The organism is Paraburkholderia sp., from assembly GCF_035501035.1.
In the GTDB taxonomy this organism is placed as follows: domain Bacteria; phylum Pseudomonadota; class Gammaproteobacteria; order Burkholderiales; family Burkholderiaceae; genus Paraburkholderia.
This window is the reverse complement of sequence record NZ_DATJWR010000109.1, coordinates 11,806-31,876: the sequence shown is the minus strand read 5'-3', so window position 1 is coordinate 31,876 and position 20,071 is coordinate 11,806. Positions and strand designations below refer to the sequence as shown.

Sequence of the window (20,071 nt, the reverse complement as noted above, 5' to 3'; positions counted from 1 at the left end):
GCTCACGCCGGCGCGCCCGCGAGGACCAGGCGCTGCAGCAAGGCGTCGTAGTCGGCCTCGGTGGGCGTGGTGTTGTCGAACAGGAGGAGGCCGTCGAGCTGCTCGCCCGACGGCATGAAGCGCCGCTGCCGGTATTCGTCCCAGTGGGCGAGCTTGTAGGCGTCGATAGGATGGCTGCGCGCGACGATGCGCGCGCGCGCCGTTTCCTCGCTCGTGTGGACCCAGAGCACCGTGAGCGCGACCTGCGGCCCGACACCGAGCCAGCCGCGGTCGAACAGCTTGCGCTCGCGTACCTCGCGTGAAAGCGGACCCACCACGAGCACGCTCACGCCAAGCTCGAGATTTTCGCGGGCGGTGTCGATGAGCCCCCGGTACTCGGGGTCGCGCAGGTGTTGCAGGAAGAGCGGGCTGTCGCGGTCGTTCGGGTCCTGTGTTAGCGCGCCCATCGCGGCGGCGCTATAGCCGCCGTAGAGCGTGTCCTTGTCGAGCAGGCAGAACGGCTCGCCGGTCGCGCGTACGAGCGGGGCGAACAACCGCTTGGCGAGCGAAGTCTTGCCGGTTCCGGCGTGACCGCAGAAGAACACCAGCCGCGTCACGGGCGGTGTGCCTCGCCGGGCTGAGCGCCAGGATAGCCCGGGCGGCCTTCTTCAGGCCCGTGCTGGCCCGGCCCGTGGCCGTTCAGGAACTTGCCGTTGATGTCGAGCCACATCACGTTGATGATGCCAAAGCCAAGCGCCACGCCGATGCCGAGGATCCACGAGAAGTACCACATCGCCTTTGCCCCCTCTCCGTGCGGGTTGCGCGTGCTGCCGCGCATTGTTCGAAGCATATAACATCGATGATGGGTATGGCGCCAGCGCGTCGGTCACAGGCGCAAACGAGAGATTCGCGACGACGCCCGCAGGCCTGGGGCCTAAGCCCAATACCACCGGCAACCATCCAGGAGAGGACCGGAAGAGGCACCCAGGTGCCGGCTCCGCTCGATAAAGGGGAAAGCGCCCATGCCATCGCGCGTGTTGACTGCGAGCATCGCCGCCATTGCAACGGCGCTCGCCCTGGCCGGCTGCGCCGAGGAGCCGGCGCCGCCGGTCCCGTTCAAGGCCGTGCCGGCCGAGCGCATTCTGAAGCCGGGCTATACGGAGCCGGGCGAGGGCCTCGTCGCCGTGGACGTGCGCCGCGAGCGCAGCCGCAATGTCATCGTGAAGTTCCGCGATGCGCCGGTCTATATCGACGGCGAACCCGTCACCGACCTCATGAACGGCGAGCACGTCACGTTCTACCTGAAGCCGGGCGTGCACCGCATCGGCGTGACGACGCAGTTCGATCCCGTGGTGGAGCTGCGCTTCCTCGTGGATCCGCGCTATACGAACCGCGCGAGCGTCACCTTCGACAAGGACGATCGCATCGGTATCCGGCGCGTCGCGCAATAGGCCGCAGGCCGTGCGCGGCCGGCACGACGGCCTCGACGGTTGCCCGGATGCGCCGGTGTGGCACGTGCGCGGTGAACGGCGCGGGCGAAGCACGCATGTGCGGTACGGGAACCCACCGTGCCGTCGCCGGTCAACGGAACACCTTACACTTGGCAACCGGTTCAACCCGAAACAGGGCAGCCGGTGCTCGCCCCGCGAAGAAAACGACATGCTGATCAACTGCGCCGCGTATCAAGGCGGCAAGAAACTGGCCGAAGTCCCCGTCGAGGCCATCAGCGACTATCTGGCGAAGCCGGAATGCTTCGTATGGGTGGCGCTCAAGGATCCCGACGCCGGCGAGATGGCCGCGATGAAGGAAGAGTTCGGCCTGCATGCGCTCGCAATCGAAGACGTGATGAACGGCAACCAGCGGCCGAAGATCGAGGAATACGGCGACACGCTATTTTGCGTGCTCCACACGCTCGAGCTCGACGACGACGGCGAAGTCATCACGGGGCAGGTGAACGTGTTCGCCGGCCCCAATTTCGTGCTCTCGGTGCGCCACCGCGCGCAACAGGGCTTCACCGACGTGCGTGCGCGCTGCGAGCGTGAACCCGAGCTGCTGCGCGAAGGCTCCGGCTTCGTGCTCTACGCGCTGATGGACAGCGTGGTCGACCGCTACGCGCCGGTGCTCGAGACGCTCTCGGCCGAGGTCGAGGAACTGGAAGACCGCATCTTCGAGAAGCACAATCTCGCGGGTTCGCGCGCAATCATCGAGGATCTCTATTCCCTCAAGCGCCGCCTCGTGATCCTCGCGCACCACGTCACGCCGCTGCTCGACGCCGTCGGCAAGCTGGTGGGCGGGCGCATCCCGCAGATCTGCGTGGGTATGCAAGCCTATTTCCGCGACGTCTACGACCACCTCGTGCGCGTGTCCAACTCCATCGACGCGCGGCGCGAGATGATCGTGACGGCCATTCAGGTGAACCTCGGCATGATCTCGCTCGCGGAGAACGAAGTGACCAAGCGGCTCGGCGCATTCGCCGCGCTCTTCGCCGTGCCGACGATGATTGCGGGTATCTACGGAATGAACTTCGAGCACATTCCGGAGCTACATTTCAGGTTCGGCTACCAGATCTGCCTCGCGGCCATGGTGCTGATCGACGTTTTCCTGTTTTTCCTGTTTCGACGCATCAACTGGCTCTGAGGTGGCGCCGGCGTCGTTCGCGTTTGCCGAAGGAAGGGATTGCTGCGTTGCCGCAGCGCCGGCATTGACACCGCGAAGCGCCGGCGCCGAGAATGGGCCGCCAGCAAACGTTTGCGCGCAACCAGAAAGCAGGGCCCGTCCGGGCCCGACAAACCGGAGACACCGAAGATGAACTCCCGCATTCGCCGCCGCATCCTCCTCGCCACCACCGTGCTCGCCGCGACCTGCGCGCTGCCGCTTGCCGCCCACGCCCAGGCCGCCGGCAAGAAGCCGAAAGTCGCGCTCGTCATGAAGTCGCTCGCCAATGAGTTCTTCCTCACCATGGAGACCGGCGCGAAGGACTATCAGAAGCACAACGCCTCCGAGTTCGATCTCATCACCAACGGCATCAAGAACGAGACCGACACCGCCGCGCAGATCCAGATCGTCGAGCAGATGATCGTCTCCAAGGTCGATGCCATCGTGCTCGCGCCGGCCGACTCGAAGGCGCTCGTGCCCGTCGTCAAGAAGGCGGTGGACGCGGGCATCATCGTCGTGAACATCGACAACCGGCTCGATCCCGACGTGCTCAAGTCCAAGGACCTGAACGTGCCGTTCGTTGGCCCCGACAACCGCAAGGGCGCGCGTCTCGTGGGCGACTACCTCGCCAAGCGGCTCAAGTCGGGCGACCAGGTGGGCATCGTCGAGGGCGTCTCCACCACGACCAACGCGCAGCAGCGCACGGCGGGCTTCAAGGACGCGATGCAGGCCGTGGGCGCGAAGATCGTCTCGGTGCAGTCGGGCGAATGGGAGATCGACAAGGGCAACGCCGTCGCTTCCGCGATGCTCAACGAGTACCCCGACCTCAAGGCGCTCCTGTGCGGCAACGACAACATGGCGATCGGCGCCGTGTCGGCGGTGCGCGCGGCGGGCAAGCAGGGCAAGGTGTACGTGGTCGGCTACGACAACATCGACGCCATCAAGCCGATGCTCAAGGACGGCCGCGTGCTCGCCACCGCCGACCAGTTCGCGGCGAAGCAGGCGGTGTTCGGCATCGATACGGCGCTCAAGGCGCTCAAGGAGCACAAGAAGCAGTCCGAGCTTTCGGGCATCGTCGAAACGCCCGTGGTGCTCGTCACGAAGTAAGCGCGGCGCGCCGCTTCTCGTGGCGCTCGCCGTGGGTTGGCCCTGCGCTGCCGCGGCAGCCGCAGCGGCGTGCCGTGTGGGTATTTGTGCGCGCAACTCAATAAATGCTCAAGAATTGCGCTGCGCAGCCGTTATGTGTACCGGGATGGCCGCATGGGCGGCCGTCCTTCGCTGGGCGGCAAAATGCTGCGCAGCGCGCCGTTCGATACCGCTCTACCGGGGCGTGTGGCGGCGGCGCGGACCCGCAGCATCCGGGCGGCGTGTGCGCCGGTTTATCTCCGGCGGCGCGGCTCGCGACTACAGGATCGTGATGGATGCAATTGCCCCCGACGTAGCGTCACCTGCGCCTGCCGTGCTTGTGGTCACGGGCGTGGGCAAGACCTACGAGCAGCCGGTGCTCGCCGACGTCAGCCTCGCGCTGCACGCGGGCGAGGTGCTTGCGCTCACGGGAGAAAACGGCGCGGGCAAGAGCACACTCTCGAAGATCGTGGGCGGCCTTACGGCGCCGAGCGCGGGCAGCATGGCGCTGATGGGCCGGCCCTACGCACCGGCGAGCCGCCGCGAAGCCGAGGCGCTCGGCGTGCGCATGGTCATGCAGGAGCTGAACCTGCTGCCCACGCTCACGGTTGCCGAGAATCTTTTTCTGGACCGCCTGCCGCAGTCGGGGCCGCTGCGGTTCGGCTGGATCGACCGCAAGCGGCTGCGTGCGAACGCGCACGCGGCGATGGCGCAGGTCGGGCTCGAGGCGATCGACCCCGATACGCCCGTGGGCGAACTCGGCATCGGGCATCAGCAGCTCGTGGAGATCGCGCGCAACCTGATCGGCAATGGCGGGGATGCCGGCAGTTCGGGCAGCCCGGGCGGTTCCGGCAGTTCAGGCGATATGCGCGTGCTCGTCCTCGACGAGCCCACGGCCATGCTCACGGGCCGCGAAGTCGAACTGCTGTTCGAGCAGATCGCGCGGCTCAAGGCGCGCGGCGTGGCGCTCGTGTACATCTCGCACCGGCTCGAGGAGCTCGAGCGCATTGCGCAGCGCGTCGCGGTGCTGCGCGACGGCCGGCTCGTGCGCGTGGACGCCATGGCCAATCTCACGCCCGAGCGCATCGTCGCGCTGATGGTGGGGCGTGAGCTTGGCGAGCGCATCGATCTCGGACAGCGGCGCATCGGCGCGCCGCTGCTGAAGGTGGAAGGACTCACGCGCGCGAAGGCCGTGCGCGACGTGTCGTTCGAAGTGCGCGCGGGCGAGATCTTTGGCGTTTCGGGGCTGATCGGCGCGGGTAGAACGGAGTTGATGCGGCTCATCTACGGCGCCGACCGCATGGAGCGCGGCACCGTGGCGCTCGCGCCCACGCCGGGCGCCGCGCCCGAGCCGGTGCAGATCGGCTCGCCCGCCGACGCGGTGCGCCTCGGCATTGCGCTCATCACCGAAGACCGCAAGGGCGAGGGGCTCCTGCTGCCGCAGCCGCTCGCCGCGAACGTGACGCTCGGCAACCTGGGCGCGGTGTCGCGCTACGGCGTGGTGGACGCGGCCCGCGAGAACACGCTGGCGCGCACGCAGATCGACGCGCTGCGCATCCGCACGGCCGGCCCCGCGCAGCCGGTGGGCGAGCTCTCGGGCGGCAACCAGCAAAAGGTCGTGATCGGCCGCTGGCTCGCGCGCGACATCACGCATGCGATGCGCGTGGTGCTGTTCGACGAGCCGACGCGCGGCATCGACGTCGGCGCGAAGTTCGACATCTACGCGCTGATGGGGGCGCTTGCGCGCGAGGGCCGCGCGCTCGTGGTGGTGTCGAGCGACCTGCGCGAGCTGATGCTGATCTGCGACCGCATCGGCGTGATGTCGGCGGGGAAGATGACGGCCGTCTACGCGCGCGACGAATGGAGCCAGGACTTGCTGCTCGCCGCCGCGTTCGCGGGCCTGCGCGCCGAGGATGCGCTCGTTGCCGACGCGGCCGATCTGCCGGATTCGGCCGGCGTGCCGGACAGCGCGGCACAAGGCGCGACGGCGCACGACGCGCACCGAGGAAACGACGACCCACGAGGGAGCGCGTCATGACGAACGACCCGTTGCACAGGCAACCATCGCCCCCCGGTGACGAAGGCAGTGGACGAACCAGTTCGACCAAAAGTGCGTCCACTGCCGGCGGCACGCCCGCGGCTTCGGCGCCACAGACGGTGTCAAAGACGGCGCCACATACTGCGCCCGCGAGCGGCAAGCCGGCGGGCACGCGCTTTGGTTTTTCGAACTACCTCGGCCTCGCGCTCGCGCTCGTCGCGATGATCGTGCTGTTCTCGCTGCTCAGTTCGCACTTTCTCACGTACGATACCTTCAGTACGATTGCAAACCAGATTCCCGATCTCGTGGTGATGGCCGTGGGCATGACTTTCGTGCTGATCATCGCGGGCATCGATCTGTCGGTGGGTTCCGTGCTCGCGCTCGGCGCTTCGGTGGTGAGCGTGGCGTCGCTGAAGTGGGGCTGGGGCGCGCTGCCGGCGGCGCTGATCGGACTCGTGGCCGCGGCGGCAACGGGCACGCTCACGGGCGCGGTCACGGTGGGCTGGCGCATTCCGTCGTTCATCGTCTCGCTCGGCGTACTCGAAGCGGCGCGAGGGCTTGCGTACCAGATGACGAACTCGCGCACTGCGTATATCGGCGATGCGTTCGATTTCCTCTCGAACCCGATCGCGTTCGGCATCTCGCCGGCGTTCCTGATCGCGGTGGCGGTGATGGTGATTGCGCAGCTCACGCTCACGCGCACGGTGTTCGGCCGCTACCTGATTGGTATCGGCACCAACGAGGAAGCGGTGCGGCTCGCGGGCGTCGATCCGCGGCCGTACAAGGTGATCGTGTTTGCGCTGATGGGCGCGCTTTCGGGGCTCGCGGCGCTGTTCCAGATTTCGCGCCTCGAAGCCGCCGATCCGAATGCGGGAGTGGGGCTCGAGCTGCAGGTGATCGCGGCCGTAGTGATCGGCGGCACGAGCCTGATGGGCGGCAGAGGGTCGGTGATCAGCACGTTCTTCGGTGTCTTGATCATCTCGGTGCTGGCTGCGGGGCTCGCGCAGATCGGCGCGAACGAGCCCACCAAGCGCATCATCACCGGCGCGGTGATCGTCGTGGCGGTCGTGCTCGACACGTACCGCAGCAGGCGAGGCAAGAGAGGTAGCAGGGCATAACAAACTTGACGAGGGCGCGGCCCGCAACCCAACGCGGGCCGGCGGATATGACCGGGGATGCTGCGCGTGATTATTCCAACAACGGGTGCGCGGCGAGCCGGCAGCAACAGGGCAGCAAAAAAAGCAGGAGCAACATAAATATGGCGACGATCAAGGATGTGGCCGCCGTGGCGGGGGTATCTTTCACGACGGTGTCGCATGTGGTGAACAACTCGCGTCCGGTATCGGCGGACGTGCGGGCCAAGGTCGAGCTCGCGATCCGCGAGCTGAACTACGTGCCTTCGGCGGTGGCGCGCTCGCTCAAGGCGCGCTCGACGGCGACCGTGGGGCTGCTCGTGCCGAACGGCACCAACCCGTACTTCGCCGAGCTCGCGCGCGGCGTCGAGGACGGCTGCGCGCGCAAGGGCTACTGTGTGTTCTTCTGCAACTCTGACGACGACCCGGTCAAGCAGCGCAACTACCTGCGCGTGCTGCAGGAAAAGCGCATTGATGGCTTGATCGTCGCTTCGGCCGGCGACGACGCGACGCTCGCCGCGACGCTCGCCGGCACCCGCGAGCCGATCGTCGTCATCGACCGGAACATCGAGGGGCTCGACGCCGATCTCGTGCAGATCGATCACGAACGCGGCGCCTGGCTCGCCACGCGGCACCTGCTGGAGCTGGGGCACTCGCGCATTGGCTGCATCATCGGGGCGGTGACGTCGGCGGTGAGCGCGATGCGCATGCATGGCTTTTTGCGCGCCATGTCCGAGCGCGGCGTGGAAATTCCGGAGGGCGCGATCGTCGAAAGCGACTTTTCCGGTGCGGGCGGCTACCGCGCGGCGGCGCAACTGCTCGATACCGTGCGGCCGACCGCGATCTTCGCCGGCAACGACATGATGGGCATCGGTGCTCTGCGCGCGGCCGCCGAGCGCGGGTTGCGCGTGCCGACCGACTGCTCGATCATCGGCTTCGACGACATCGAGCTCGGCAATTTCACCTGGCCCGCGCTCTCCACAGTCGGCCAGCCGGCGCGCGCGCTCGGCGAAATGGCAGCGCTCACGCTGATCGAGCGCATCGCGGGCGAGCGTGGGGAGGGCGTGAAGGTGCGCCGCCGCGTGATGCCGCCCACGCTCTTCGCCCGCGAATCGACAGGGCCGTGGATCGGGGCGGAGCATGTCGCGCCGCTCGCGGCCTGAACCGGGGGCGGCCACACCCAACCGAAGGAGGCATCGTGGCGATTGACGAATCAAGGGCATCAAGGCCAGCCGTCGCGCGCGGGCGCGTCGCCGTGGTCGGCAGCCTGAACATGGATCTCGTCGTGCGGGCGCCGCGTCTGCCGAACCCCGGCGAGACGCTCGCGGGCAGCGCGTTCGCGCAGGTGCCGGGCGGCAAGGGCGGCAACCAGGCCGTGGCGGCGGCGCGACTGGGCGCGCAGGTGGCGATGGTCGGCCGCGTGGGCGCCGACAGCAACGGCGAGGTGTTGCGCGCGGGGCTCGTGGCCGAAGGCATCGACTGCGGCGCACTCGAAACCTCGTCGAGCGCGCCGACCGGCGTGGCGCTGATCGTGGTCGACGACGCGAGCCAGAACGCGATCGTCATCGTTGCGGGCAGCAACGGCGAGGTCACGCCCGAGACGCTTGTGCGCCACGGGGCCGTGCTCGGCGAGGCCGATGTCGTGGTTTGCCAGCTCGAAACGCCCACCGACACCGTGGCGGCCGCGCTTGCCGCCGCGCGCCGGCTCGGCAAGATCACCGTCCTCAATCCGGCGCCCGCCACCGGGCCGCTGCCGGCACACTGGCTGCCACTCGTCGACTACCTCGTGCCGAACGAACACGAGGCTGCGGCGCTGACCGGCCTCGCGGCAAGCACGCCCGAAGACGCGGCGCGCGCCGCGCTTGCGCTGCGCGAAGCGGGCGCGCGCAACGTGCTGGTGACGCTCGGCGCGCAGGGCGTGTGCGCACTGCTGGACGGCGCCGCACCCACGCATCTGGGCGCGCCGCGCGTGAGCGCCGTGGACACCACGGCCGCCGGCGACACCTTCATCGGCGCATTCGCGGCACGCCTCGCCGCCGGGGAGAGCGCGCCGGACGCGATCGCTTTTGCGCTGCGCGCGGCCTCGATTTCCGTCACCCGTTCGGGCGCTCAACCATCGATTCCAAGGCTTGCCGAGCTTCAGGGCTGAGCCGCCCCGTGCCCTTGCCGCGATGACCGGTCGTGCTGTGGGCTCAATGCAGGAACAACTGCGCGTAAATCCCTAATACTTCATACCATATACACATTTCAAGACCGCGAAAGCCCTTGCCGTTAACTCCACTTAGAGTGGCAGCGCAAAATCGGGCGCGAGCGCCCGACCAGAAGACAAACATGGGGGAGTCATGGGCAAGGGCATCAGCATCAAGGCGCGCATCGGCATCACAATGGGCTTTCTCGCCGCGTTGATCGTCGTCATCAGCGGATTGGGCCTGCTCGGTCTCACGCGCTCGAATGACGCGTACCGGGAGACATTCACCGATCAGATGCCGAGTTCGCACGCGGTCAATCTGGCGGAGATCTACGCCGCGCGCGAGCGTCTCGCGCTCGACCGGGCGGCATTCGAGCTCGGCACGCCGGACGCCGCCGCGACGTTCGAGCGCGCGCGCATGCTGCGCGGCGTTTCCGACGACTTCTGGAAAAAGTACATGAGCTTGCCGCACAGCCCCGAGGAGGACCGCCTCGCGCAGGAGGTCGTGGCGCGCCGCGATGCGCTGCACCAGGCCGCGGACAGGTTCGTCACGTTCGCCCAGTCGGGCGAGCAGGCCAAGGTGGTGGAAGGCGCGAAGGCGCTCAAGGACGCCTACGACGGGCTCTCGAAGGCCGACGCCGCACTCGACAAACTGCAGGTGACCCAGGCGCAGCAGGGTTTCGACGACGCTCAGGCCGCATTCTCCGAATTGCGCATAGCGTGCCTCGTGGCGCTGTTGGTCGGCGTCGGCGCGGCGATCTACTCCTTCCTCTCGCTGCGCCGCGCCATTGCCGAGCCGCTTGGCGAGGCGCTCGGCGCCTTCCAGGCCATCGCCGCTGGCGACCTGCGCCGCCCGGTCGTCGTGCGCCGCAACGACGAGATGGGTGAACTGCTGGGCGGCGTCGCGCAAATGCAGCGCAGCCTCACCGACACGGTGCGCTCGGTGCGCTCGGGCACGGAGTCGATTGCCACGGCCACGCGCGAAATCGCAGCGGGCAACATCGATCTTTCGTCGCGCACCGAAGAGCAGGCCACGGCGCTCCAGCAGACCGCCTCGAGCATGGAGCAGCTCACGGGCACCGTGAAGCAGAACGCCGACAACGCCCGCCAGGCCAGCGCGCTCGCTGCCAATGCCTCCGAAATCGCCAACAAGGGCAATGCGGTCGTCAATCAGGTGGTCGGCACGATGGGCGACATCAACGAGAGCTCAGCGAAGATCGCCGAGATCATTACGATCATCGAGGGCATCGCGTTCCAGACCAACATCCTCGCGCTCAATGCGGCCGTCGAAGCGGCGCGCGCGGGCGAGGAGGGCCGCGGCTTCGCCGTGGTGGCGGGTGAGGTGCGCAGCCTCGCGCAGCGCTCGTCGGCGGCGGCCAAGGAGATCAAGGGGCTCATCGACAGCTCGGTCGAGCGCGTGCAGGCCGGCTCGGCACTCGTCGACGAGGCGGGCCGCACGATGAGCGAGATCATTGGCGCGGTGCAGCGCGTGACCGACATCATGGGCGAGATCGCGGCGGCCTCGCAGGAGCAGTCGGGCGGTATCGAGCAGGTTGCGCGCGCGGTCACGCAGATGGACGAGGTGACTCAGCAGAACGCGGCGCTCGTCGAAGAGGCGGCGGCTGCCGCGCAGTCGCTCGAGGACCAGGCGGGCCGGTTGCGCGAGGCGATCGCGGTGTTCAGTCTGGACGACGGGGCGGCCGCTGCCCCGCCGAAACTCCCCGCTCGGGTCACGACAAAGCCGGCTTCGCGCCCGACTTCGCACCCGACTCCCGCCCCCGCGGCGTCGGCAAGGCGCACTCCGCGCACCGCGCCCTCTGCGGCCCAGCCGGTTGCCCGACCGATCGCCGCGGCCACGGTGAGCACCGCACAGGCCGGCGCCGGTTCGAGCGGCGACTGGGAAACTTTCTGATCTGAAGTAACGGGCGCTGACCCCCAGCCCCTCTACACGCGCAGAGCGCCGCCGCGCGCACCTGCCAGCCGCTGCGACGCAGCGGCTTCTTTTTTTGAGACTTTGACCCCGCCAAGTGGCCCCGTCATGCGCCATGGGCGCGCGGTTACGGTACATTGTCAGCCGTGTCATCTGCGTGGCCGCGTGGAAGCGCTACACTGCGGCCCCTGCGCTCGCCAGCGTGGCATAAGGCGGCATGGGACGGTTCGGCCTCCGCGCATGAGTGGGGGCCGTAGGGGGTAACGCCGGGCGGATGCGTCAGACCTGCGCCTGAGGGCGAGGGAGGGCGCTCGGCGCCATCAAGGACGAATTGCACCGGCTTCGAGCGCCGACGCTGCAAGACAGCACAAATAAGGAACCAGACATGACGCATGACGATCTCGCGCAACGGCTCGTGAATGCGCGCCGCCATCATCATCTGATCGAAACGCTGGAGCCCGAGCGCGTGCCGCCGGATGCGGCCACCGCGTACGCGATCCAGCAGGCAGTGATCGCCGGGCTCGAGACGACCACCGGCGGGTGGAAGATCGGCGCTCGCGCGCCGGGCGGCCCGGCCTCGGGTGCGCCGATCCCGGCGCCGGTCGTGCACGCCTCGCCGGCGCGTCTCGAGCGCCGTTCGTTCTTTCGCGTGCTCGTGGAACTGGAGGTCGCTTTCCGCTTTTCGGAGCCGATTGCGCCGCGCGCCGAGGCTTACGTGCGCGACGAGGTGCTCGCGCGCGTTGGTCAGATCCTGCCGGCCATCGAGATCGTCGACAGCCGGTTCGCGCAGTGGCCCAATGTCGCGCCGCTGGCCCAGCTCGCCGATGCGCAGAACAATGGCGCGCTCGTGACGGGTCATGCGCTGCCGTACCCCGCGCTCGCGCGCGTGCTCGATTTCGTTGCGCCGGAGCTCGAACTGACGTTCGACGGCGTCTCGCTCGTGCCCGAGGCGCCCGGCAACCCTGCCGGCGATCCGCGCGAGCTGCTCGTCTGGTTCGTCAATCACTGTGCTGCGATGGGCATCACGATCGAGCCCGAGTGGACCATCACGACCGGCACCTATGTCGGCGCGCACCGCATCGATACACCCGGCCTCCTGCATGGCCATATCGACGGATTGGGGGAAGTCGAAGTCGAGTTCGTTTAGGTGCGCGATCCGGCGCGCAAGTTGTAACAGCGGCACGCGTCACTGCGCTGTCACACCTGTCCCCGGATCCGTCGCTCCTGACACATTTGCTGCAACGAACGGCCGCCAGCGCATTGCATGGCGGCTTTATTTTTTGTGTGCGCCGCGCGGCTCACGGGTGCACACTTGCGCAACCTGTCACGCGCGTCATCTTCGCAGCGCATACGTGTGTCGATTCACTGCAACGGGAAAACCACTACTACCAGCAGGGATGGTTCGCGCGTGCGGGAACGCATCGAGGAATGCGCGGCAGGTCACCGACCGTGGCGAAATCGACGCGTAAAACGGGAAAAAACGCGCTGACGCGTGCTCGCAACAGTCCTCGCTACCGTGCGCTATGCGAGGTCGCGAACAAATCGTCACGATAGGCTGCGCACCGGTTGTGCACCTATAGCGGGCTCATGCGTTTGATGAAGAAGCGCTATGTACACCGTAGCGCCGAAATGGTCTGCGTAACAAGACCAGATGAAGAAGGCCAAACGGTTTGTCGCGGTGAGTGCAGCGGCCAACGAGTTGGGTCGCGGTGAGTGCGAGGGAGTGAGAACCCGGTCTGAAATTTGCACCAGTGGGGGAGATCATTGTAAGTCGTAGTCAGGTGGCCTCCAAGCGCTCAAAATTGCTAAGCTTTGGACGGAACATCAGGCGCGATTTAACGGTGCGAAAAAATTCAAAAGGGTTTAGGATGAATTCGAGCGATGTCGTTTCCGAATAGCGCGCCGCGCACGACATCGGTCGCAGAACTCGGCGAGGAGGTAGCATGGATATCTACAGCAGCTTCGCGACCCGCTTCGAAAAAACGCGAGAGGAAGAACTCTCGCTTGAGGAGTATCTCGCGCTCTGCAAGGAAGATCCCAATGCGTACGCCACGGCTGGCGAACGCATGCTGACGGCAATCGGCGAACCCGAACAGATCGACACCCGCAACGATCCGCGCCTGTCGCGCATCTTTGCGAACAAGGTCATCAAGGTTTATCCAGCATTCCGCGAGTTCTATGGCATGGAAGACGTGATCGAGCAGGTCGTCGCGTACTTCCGCCATGCGGCGCAAGGACTCGAAGAGAAGAAGCAGATTCTCTACCTGCTCGGACCGGTGGGAGGCGGCAAGTCCTCCATTGCCGAGCGGCTCAAGCAGCTCATGGAGCGCGTGCCGTTCTACGCGATCAAGGGCTCGCCCGTGAACGAGTCGCCTCTCGGTCTCTTCGACTACGACGAAGACGGTCCCATACTCGAAGAGCAGTACGGCATTCCGCGCCGCTACCTGAAGAGCATCCTGAGCCCGTGGGCGGTGAAGCGCCTGCACGAGTACAACGGCGACATCCGCAAGTTCCGCGTGGTGCGCCGCTATCCGTCCATCCTGCGCCAGATCGGGATCGCGAAGACCGAACCTGGCGACGAGAACAATCAGGACATCTCGTCACTTGTTGGCAAGGTGGACATCCGCAAGCTCGAGCAATATGCGCAAGACGACGCCGATGCGTACAGCTATTCCGGTGGCCTGTGCCTCGCGAACCAGGGCCTGCTCGAATTCGTGGAAATGTTCAAGGCGCCGATCAAGGTGCTGCACCCTCTGCTCACGGCCACCCAGGAAGGTAATTTCAAGGGGACCGAAGGATTCGGCGCAATCCCGTTCAACGGCATCATCCTCGCGCATTCGAACGAGTCGGAGTGGAAGGCGTTCCGCAACAATCGCAACAACGAGGCACTGCTCGACCGTATCTTCGTGGTGAAGGTGCCGTACTGCCTGCGCTACTCGGAAGAGATGAAGATCTACGAGAAGCTGCTGCGCAATTCGTCGCTTGCCGAGTCGGTGTGCGCGCCGGGCACGCTGAAGATGATGTCGCAGTTCTCGGTGCTCACGCGTCTCGCGGAGCCGGAGAACTCCAGCCTCTTCTCGAAGATGCAGGTGTACGACGGCGAGAATCTCAAGGACACCGATCCGAAGGCCAAGTCGTATCAGGAGTACCGCGATTTCGCGGGCGTCGACGAGGGCATGGCCGGGGTCTCAACGCGTTTCGCGTTCAAGATCCTCTCGCGCGTGTTCAACTTCGACTCGACGGAAGTGGCCGCGAATCCGGTGCACCTCATGTACGTGCTCGAACAGCAGATCGAGCGCGAGCAGTTCCCGCCGGAAACCGAGCAGAAGTATCTATCGTTCGTGAAGGACGTGTTGGCCTCGCGTTACGCAGAATTCATCGGCAAGGAGATCCAGACCGCTTACCTCGAATCGTATTCCGAATACGGGCAGAATATCTTCGACCGCTATGTCACGTATGCCGACTTCTGGATTCAGGACCAGGAGTTCCGCGACCACGACACCGGCGAGAGCTTCGATCGCGCGGCGCTCAATGCCGAGCTTGAGAAGATCGAGAAACCGGCGGGCATCAGCAATCCGAAGGATTTCCGCAACGAGATCGTGAATTTCGTGCTGCGCGCGCGTGCGGCCAATGCCGGCAAGAACCCGGCATGGATCAGCTACGAGAAGCTGCGCGTGGTCATCGAAAAGAAAATGTTCTCGAACACGGAAGAACTTTTGCCGGTCATCTCGTTCAATGCGAAAGGGTCGGCCGAAGAGCAGCGCAAGCATGAGGACTTCGTTAACCGCATGGTGGCGAAGGGCTACACGCCGAAGCAGGTCCGGTTGCTCTGCGACTGGTATCTGCGCGTGCGCAAGTCGTCATGAACGAAGGGGCTTTACCATCCAGGCGCACCGCCGCTGCACATGCACAAATGCGGCGGTGCGCCAGGACCTCCGGCGAGGCGCAGTCCGCGTGGCCATGAGCAGGTGAACGCGGCACGCACGATGGCAGACGCGGCAATGAACACTGCGTACCTCGCCCATTCGAAACTGGAGCGGGAGACTGAATGTGCTTCATCAAATCATCGACCGCAGGCTGGCCGGCAAGAACAAGAGCATTGCTAACCGCGAGCGCTTCCTGCGCCGCGTGAAGAACTATATTCGTCACGCCGTCTCGGAAGCGGTGCGTGACCGTAGCATCAAGGACATACAGAGCAACCAGAGCATCACCATCCCACGCAAGGACATTGCCGAGCCCTCGTTCCGGCATGGCCCCGGCGGCCGGCGCGAAATGGTCCATCCCGGCAACGAGGACTACATACGCGGCGACCGCATTCCGCGGCCGCAGGGCGGCTCGGGCGGCGGTGGCAGCCAGGCGAGCAATGAGGGCGAAGGTCAGGACGACTTCGTATTCGAACTCTCGCGCGAAGAATTCATGCAGTACTTCTTCGACGACCTCGAACTGCCGCGCCTCGTCAAAACCCATCTGATGGCCGTGCCCACGTGGAAGAGCATCCGCGCGGGCTGGGCCGCCGAGGGTACGCCGAACAACATCGACGTGGTGCGCTCCCTGCGCAGCGCGCTAGGCCGACGCATCGCGCTCGGTGCGCCGCTCGTCAACGAGCTGCGCGAGCTCGAAGAGCAGCTCGAAGTGATCAAGGCCGACACGGCCGACCGGCGCGAAGAGATCGCGTTGCTCGAAGAGCAGATTCACCACTTGCGCGGGCGCATCTGGCGCATTCCGTTCATCGACCCGTTCGATCTACGCTACATCAACCGCGTGAAGCAGCCGCAGCCATCGAGCCAGGCCGTGATGTTCTGTCTGATGGATGTGTCGGGCTCGATGGACGAGCAGCGCAAGGACCTCTCCAAACGCTTCTTCATCCTGCTGTACCTGTTCCTCAAGCGCAATTACGAAAAAATCGAGGTGGTCTTCATTCGCCACCACACGCGTGCCGAGGAGGTGGACGAGGACACGTTCTTCCATTCCACGGAAAGCGGCGGCACGGTCGTTTCGAGCGCGCTGGAGCTGATGAAAAAAGTGATCGAGGACCGTTATTCGCCGAGCGACTGGAACATCTATGGCGCCCAGGCTTCGGACGGCGACAACTGGACAGACGATTCGCCGAAATGCCGGAAGATCCTCGCGGATGACATCCTGCCTCAGGTGCGCTATTTTGCGTATATTCAAGTGACGCCGGAGGAGCAGAACCTCTGGCTCGAATATGCGCAGCTCGCGCTCACCCAACCGCATCTGGCGATGAAAAAGGTCGACACTGCGGCGGACATCTATCCGGTGTTCCGCGAGCTTTTCGAAAAACAGGTGGAACATTCATGACGACACGCCACCTGCACAATGAAGCGCGCGGCTACCAGCCGGAGCGCCGGAAGACGAGCGGCCACGAAAAAGGGCATCATGGCGAACGCGACGGTGAGCGCAAGCACAACCATCGCGAAGACGCCGCAGCGCCCGGACATGCCGCGGGGGCTGCTCGCCACAACGAGCATGGGCTCGCCCAGCAAAGGGAAGTGCAAATGAACGTAGCCGACAAACGGCCGTTGCCGTGCCCATCCGACTGGACCTTCGAACTCATCGAAGAGTACGACACTCACATCTCGCATGTTGCAGAGCAATATGAGCTGGACGTGTATCCGATCCAGCTCGAGCTGATCAGCGCCGAGCAGATGATGGATGCCTATGCGTCCGTCGGCATGCCGGTCAACTATCGCCACTGGTCGTTCGGCAAGCATTTCCTCTCCACCGAAAAGAGCTACCGCCGCGGCCAGATGGGGCTCGCGTACGAGATCGTCATCAATTCGAATCCCTGCATCGCGTACCTCATGGAAGAGAACACCATGACGATGCAGGCGCTCGTGATCGCGCACGCGGCATATGGACACAACTCGTTCTTCAAGGGCAACTACCTGTTCCGTCTGTGGACGGATGCCCACGCCATCATCGATTACCTCGTCTACGCGAAGAACTACATCGCCGAATGCGAGGAGCGTTTTGGCATGGACCGTGTGGAGGAACTGCTCGACTCGTGCCACGCGCTCATGAACTACGGCGTGGACCGCTACAAGCGGCCACAAAAGCTCTCGCTGGAACGCGAGGCCGCGCTGCGCCGCGAACGCGAGGCTTATCTGCAGTCCCAGGTAAACGAGCTGTGGCGCACGCTGCCCAAGCAGCAGGCGCCGGTCTTCGAGGAAATCGACGAGCGCTTTCCGCCCGAGCCGCAGGAGAACCTGCTGTACTTCGCCGAAAAGAACGCGCCGCTGCTCGAACCGTGGGAGCGCGAGGTGATCCGCATCGTGCGCAAGATTGGTCAGTACTTCTATCCGCAGCGGCAAACCCAGGTCATGAACGAAGGCTGGGCCACATTCTGGCATTACACGTTGCTCAACACGCTCTACACGCAGGGCAAGCTCGAAGACGGCTTCATGATGGAGTTCCTGCATTCACACAGCAACGTGATCTATCAGCCGCCGGTAACCAAGCCGTATTACAGCGGCATCAATCCGTACGCGCTCGGATTTTCGATGATGAGCGACATTCGCCGCATCTGCGAAAACCCCACGGAGGAGGATCGCAAGTGGTTCCCCGATCTGGCCGGCAGCCCGTGGCTCAAGGCGCTGCACTATGCAATGCGTAACTTCAAGGACGAGAGCTTTATCGCGCAATATTTGTCGCCGCATCTGATCCGCGAAATGCGGCTCTTCTCGGTGCTCGACGACGATATGCGCGACGCGCTCGAAGTCTCGGCCATTCACGACGAAAGCGGCTACCAGTACGTGCGCCAGGCGCTCTCGCGTCAGTACGACATGCATCACCGCGAGCCGAACATCCAGGTGTGGTCGGTGAACACGCGTGGCGACCGCAGCCTCACGCTGCGCCATTTCATGAGCGACAACCGCCACCTCTCGGGCGATACCGACGAAGTGCTGCGTCACATGGCGCGCCTGTGGCAGTTCGACGTGTTCCTCGAAAGCGTGGATGAGAATGGCACGGTCAGAAAGCGTTACGACTGCCGTTATATGCCGCCGCCAGTGCGCGTATAACCACATCTCGTCGCTTCGCCCAAGTCAGAGGCCAGCCCATGGGCTGGCCTCTTTCATTCATGCACATGCATCGACGTTGCCATTGAATATGTGCCGCTACGCTCACGCGCGCTAACATACTGCGCCTGTGAACCGGCAGCAAAGGACCGCCCGCAGAGGCGGTTTTCGAAAAGGATGGCGTAATGGCATTTCAACTATTTCGCGGCGCGCGGCCGCTTTCGCGCAGCTCGGCTCTACGTGATGCTTTGGCCGGCGTGCAGCTCGCCTTCATGAACGTGCCGCAACTGCTCGGCTATGCCCGCATCGCAGGCATGCCCGCCGTAACCGGCCTCTACACGGGCTTCCTGCCGCTCGTTGCATTCGCACTCTTCGGCGCATCGCGTCATCTCGTGGTCGCCGCCGATTCCGCCACGGCCACGATCTTCGCGAGCCGCCTCACGAACATGGCGACGCCGTCGAGCGCCGAGTATGTCGCACTCGCGGGCATGACCGCGTTGCTGACCGCAATCATGCTCCTGATCGCACGTGTGTTCCGCCTCGGCTTTCTCGCCGACTTTCTCTCGCGCACCGTGCTCGCGGGCTTTCTCGTCGGCGTGGGTGTGCAGGTGGGCGTGGCGATGCTGGGGGACATGCTCGGCATTACCGTCAATTCGCGCCGCACGGTGCTGCAGCTCAAAGAGATCGTCACGCAATTGCCCGCCATCCATTGGCCCACATTCGCCATCGCAGTGGCTGTCGTCGTCGCCATTTTGATCTTCAAGCACATTCGGCCGCGCTGGCCGGCGGCGCTCGTTGCGGTGGTGGGTAGCATCGCAGCAAGCGCCGCGTTGAACTTCGCGGGCCATGGGATTTCGGTGATCGGCCCGGTGCAAGGCGGCCTGCCTCGACTGAGCTTTCCTGCCGTGGGGTGGTTCCAGATGATCGACCTGCTGCAGGTGGCGGCGTCGTGCTTCGTCATCATCGTCGCGCAGAGTGCCGCAACGAGCCGCGCGTTCGCCGAGCGTTACGGCGAGCGCCCCGACGATGACGCCAATCTCCTCGGCCTCGCTGCGGCCAACGCGGCCGCCTCGATGAGTGGCGCCTTCGTCGTGAACGGCAGCCTCACGCAGACCGCCATGGCCGATCAGGCCGGCGCGCGCAGCCAGTTCGCGCAGCTCGTGTTCGCGGGCGTGGTGCTGGTCGTGCTGTTGTTCTTCAGCCGCCTGCTGCAATACCTGCCGCACTGCGTGCTGGCCGCGATCGTCTTCACGATCGCCGTGGGGCTCGTGAACATTCGCCAGTTGTTCATGATCCGCCGCGAGAGTCCCGGTGAATTCAGACTTGCCGTGACGACGGCGCTAGCGGTCGTCGTGGTCGGCGTGGAAAACGGCATCCTGATCGCGATCGGCCTCTCGCTTCTGCGCCATGTGCGCCACAGCTACCGGCCGCACACCATGGTGCTGGTGCCCAACGAGGAGGGGCACTGGCTGCCCGAGCCCGCGCTCCCAGGCCAGATCACGGCGCCTGGGCTCATCGTCTATCGCTTCGGCGCGGACTTGTTTTATGCGAACGATCATCTTTTCGCCGACGAACTGAGGGCGCTCGTCGAGGGCGCGCCGACGCCCGTGAGTTGCATCGTCGTGGACGCGGCGGCGATCACCGACCTCGACTATTCCGCGGGACGCGCCGTGATCGACCTCTGCTCAGCGCTCGCCGAACGCGGCGTGAAGGTCATTTTCGGTCGCGTGAACCCGTTTCTGCGTGCGGACATGAACCGGCACGGCATCACGGCAGTGGTCGGCACAGCGAACATCTATCCGACCTTGCATGAGGCGCTCGCGGCTGTGCGGCCCGATCTTGGAGAGCAGTCGCGCAACTGGTGAGCACATCGGCGAAAGGATGCCCTCGCTTTCCGAACAGGCACGCGGACCGCGCGGTCCAGACAAACCCTGATTGCCCGCTTGAATTCGCGACTGCTATCGTGCGCCTGAGCGCTGTGGAAGC

The 20,071-nt window shown here is 65.3% G+C and carries 15 protein-coding genes; 13 read left to right on the top strand and 2 right to left on the bottom strand.

Annotated features, from left to right (window positions below; genetic code table 11):
• Positions 1-2: 2 nt before the first annotated feature.
• Positions 3-596: an ATP-binding protein gene (locus VMJ11_RS07935; RefSeq protein ID WP_325618653.1), complete on the bottom strand. Its 594-nt coding sequence runs from the start codon at positions 594-596 to the stop codon at positions 3-5.
• Positions 593-772 carry a cytochrome bd-I oxidase subunit CydX gene (gene cydX, locus VMJ11_RS34430; RefSeq protein ID WP_414694335.1) on the bottom strand — a complete coding sequence of 60 codons (180 nt, stop codon included), beginning with the start codon at positions 770-772 and terminating at the stop codon, positions 593-595. The genes VMJ11_RS07935 and cydX overlap by 4 nt, the downstream gene beginning before the upstream one ends.
• Before the next feature lie 229 nt (positions 773-1,001).
• Here cydX and VMJ11_RS07925 point away from each other — a divergent pair, with 229 nt between their 5' ends.
• From VMJ11_RS07925 to VMJ11_RS07865, 13 genes are all read left to right on the top strand, one after another.
• Positions 1,002-1,430, top strand: coding sequence for a hypothetical protein (locus tag VMJ11_RS07925; RefSeq protein ID WP_325618651.1), 429 nt, complete (start codon positions 1,002-1,004; stop codon positions 1,428-1,430).
• 208 nt (positions 1,431-1,638) lie between these two features.
• On the top strand, positions 1,639-2,616 hold the full coding sequence (corA, locus tag VMJ11_RS07920) for a magnesium/cobalt transporter CorA (protein ID WP_325618648.1): 978 nt from the start codon (positions 1,639-1,641) through the stop codon (positions 2,614-2,616).
• Between the two features lie 168 nt (positions 2,617-2,784).
• Positions 2,785-3,741 (top strand): sugar ABC transporter substrate-binding protein, encoded by a 957-nt coding sequence (locus tag VMJ11_RS07915; protein ID WP_325618646.1) that lies wholly within the window; start codon positions 2,785-2,787, stop codon positions 3,739-3,741.
• A 310-nt stretch (positions 3,742-4,051) separates the two neighbouring features.
• The gene (locus VMJ11_RS07910) at positions 4,052-5,797 is read left to right on the top strand and encodes a sugar ABC transporter ATP-binding protein (RefSeq protein ID WP_325618644.1); all 1,746 of its coding nucleotides are present in this window, start codon (positions 4,052-4,054) and stop codon (positions 5,795-5,797) included.
• A complete protein-coding gene (locus VMJ11_RS07905) occupies positions 5,794-6,915 on the top strand; it encodes an ABC transporter permease (protein ID WP_414694334.1) in 1,122 nt (373 codons plus the stop codon). The genes VMJ11_RS07910 and VMJ11_RS07905 overlap by 4 nt, the downstream gene beginning before the upstream one ends.
• 140 nt (positions 6,916-7,055) lie before the next feature.
• On the top strand, positions 7,056-8,093 hold the full coding sequence (locus tag VMJ11_RS07900) for a LacI family DNA-binding transcriptional regulator (RefSeq protein ID WP_325618640.1): 1,038 nt from the start codon (positions 7,056-7,058) through the stop codon (positions 8,091-8,093).
• Positions 8,094-8,128: 35 nt separating this feature from the next.
• Complete coding sequence (gene rbsK, locus VMJ11_RS07895) at positions 8,129-9,079, top strand: ribokinase (RefSeq protein WP_325618637.1); 951 nt, start codon at positions 8,129-8,131, stop codon at positions 9,077-9,079.
• A 193-nt stretch (positions 9,080-9,272) separates the two neighbouring features.
• Positions 9,273-11,030, top strand: a complete 1,758-nt coding sequence (locus VMJ11_RS07890) for a methyl-accepting chemotaxis protein (RefSeq protein WP_325618635.1) — start codon at positions 9,273-9,275, stop codon at positions 11,028-11,030.
• A gap of 403 nt (positions 11,031-11,433) precedes the next feature.
• Positions 11,434-12,195, top strand: coding sequence for a hydratase (locus VMJ11_RS07885; protein WP_325618632.1), 762 nt, complete (start codon positions 11,434-11,436; stop codon positions 12,193-12,195).
• Positions 12,196-12,991: 796 nt separating this feature from the next.
• Complete coding sequence (locus VMJ11_RS07880) at positions 12,992-14,914, top strand: PrkA family serine protein kinase (RefSeq protein WP_325618630.1); 1,923 nt, start codon at positions 12,992-12,994, stop codon at positions 14,912-14,914.
• A gap of 184 nt (positions 14,915-15,098) precedes the next feature.
• Positions 15,099-16,367 carry a YeaH/YhbH family protein gene (locus VMJ11_RS07875; protein WP_325618628.1) on the top strand — a complete coding sequence of 423 codons (1,269 nt, stop codon included), beginning with the start codon at positions 15,099-15,101 and terminating at the stop codon, positions 16,365-16,367.
• On the top strand, positions 16,364-18,088 hold the full coding sequence (locus tag VMJ11_RS07870; protein WP_325618626.1) for a SpoVR family protein: 1,725 nt from the start codon (positions 16,364-16,366) through the stop codon (positions 18,086-18,088). The genes VMJ11_RS07875 and VMJ11_RS07870 overlap by 4 nt, the downstream gene beginning before the upstream one ends.
• A gap of 182 nt (positions 18,089-18,270) precedes the next feature.
• The gene (locus VMJ11_RS07865) at positions 18,271-19,950 is read left to right on the top strand and encodes a SulP family inorganic anion transporter (protein WP_325618624.1); all 1,680 of its coding nucleotides are present in this window, start codon (positions 18,271-18,273) and stop codon (positions 19,948-19,950) included.
• Positions 19,951-20,071: the final 121 nt, after the last annotated feature.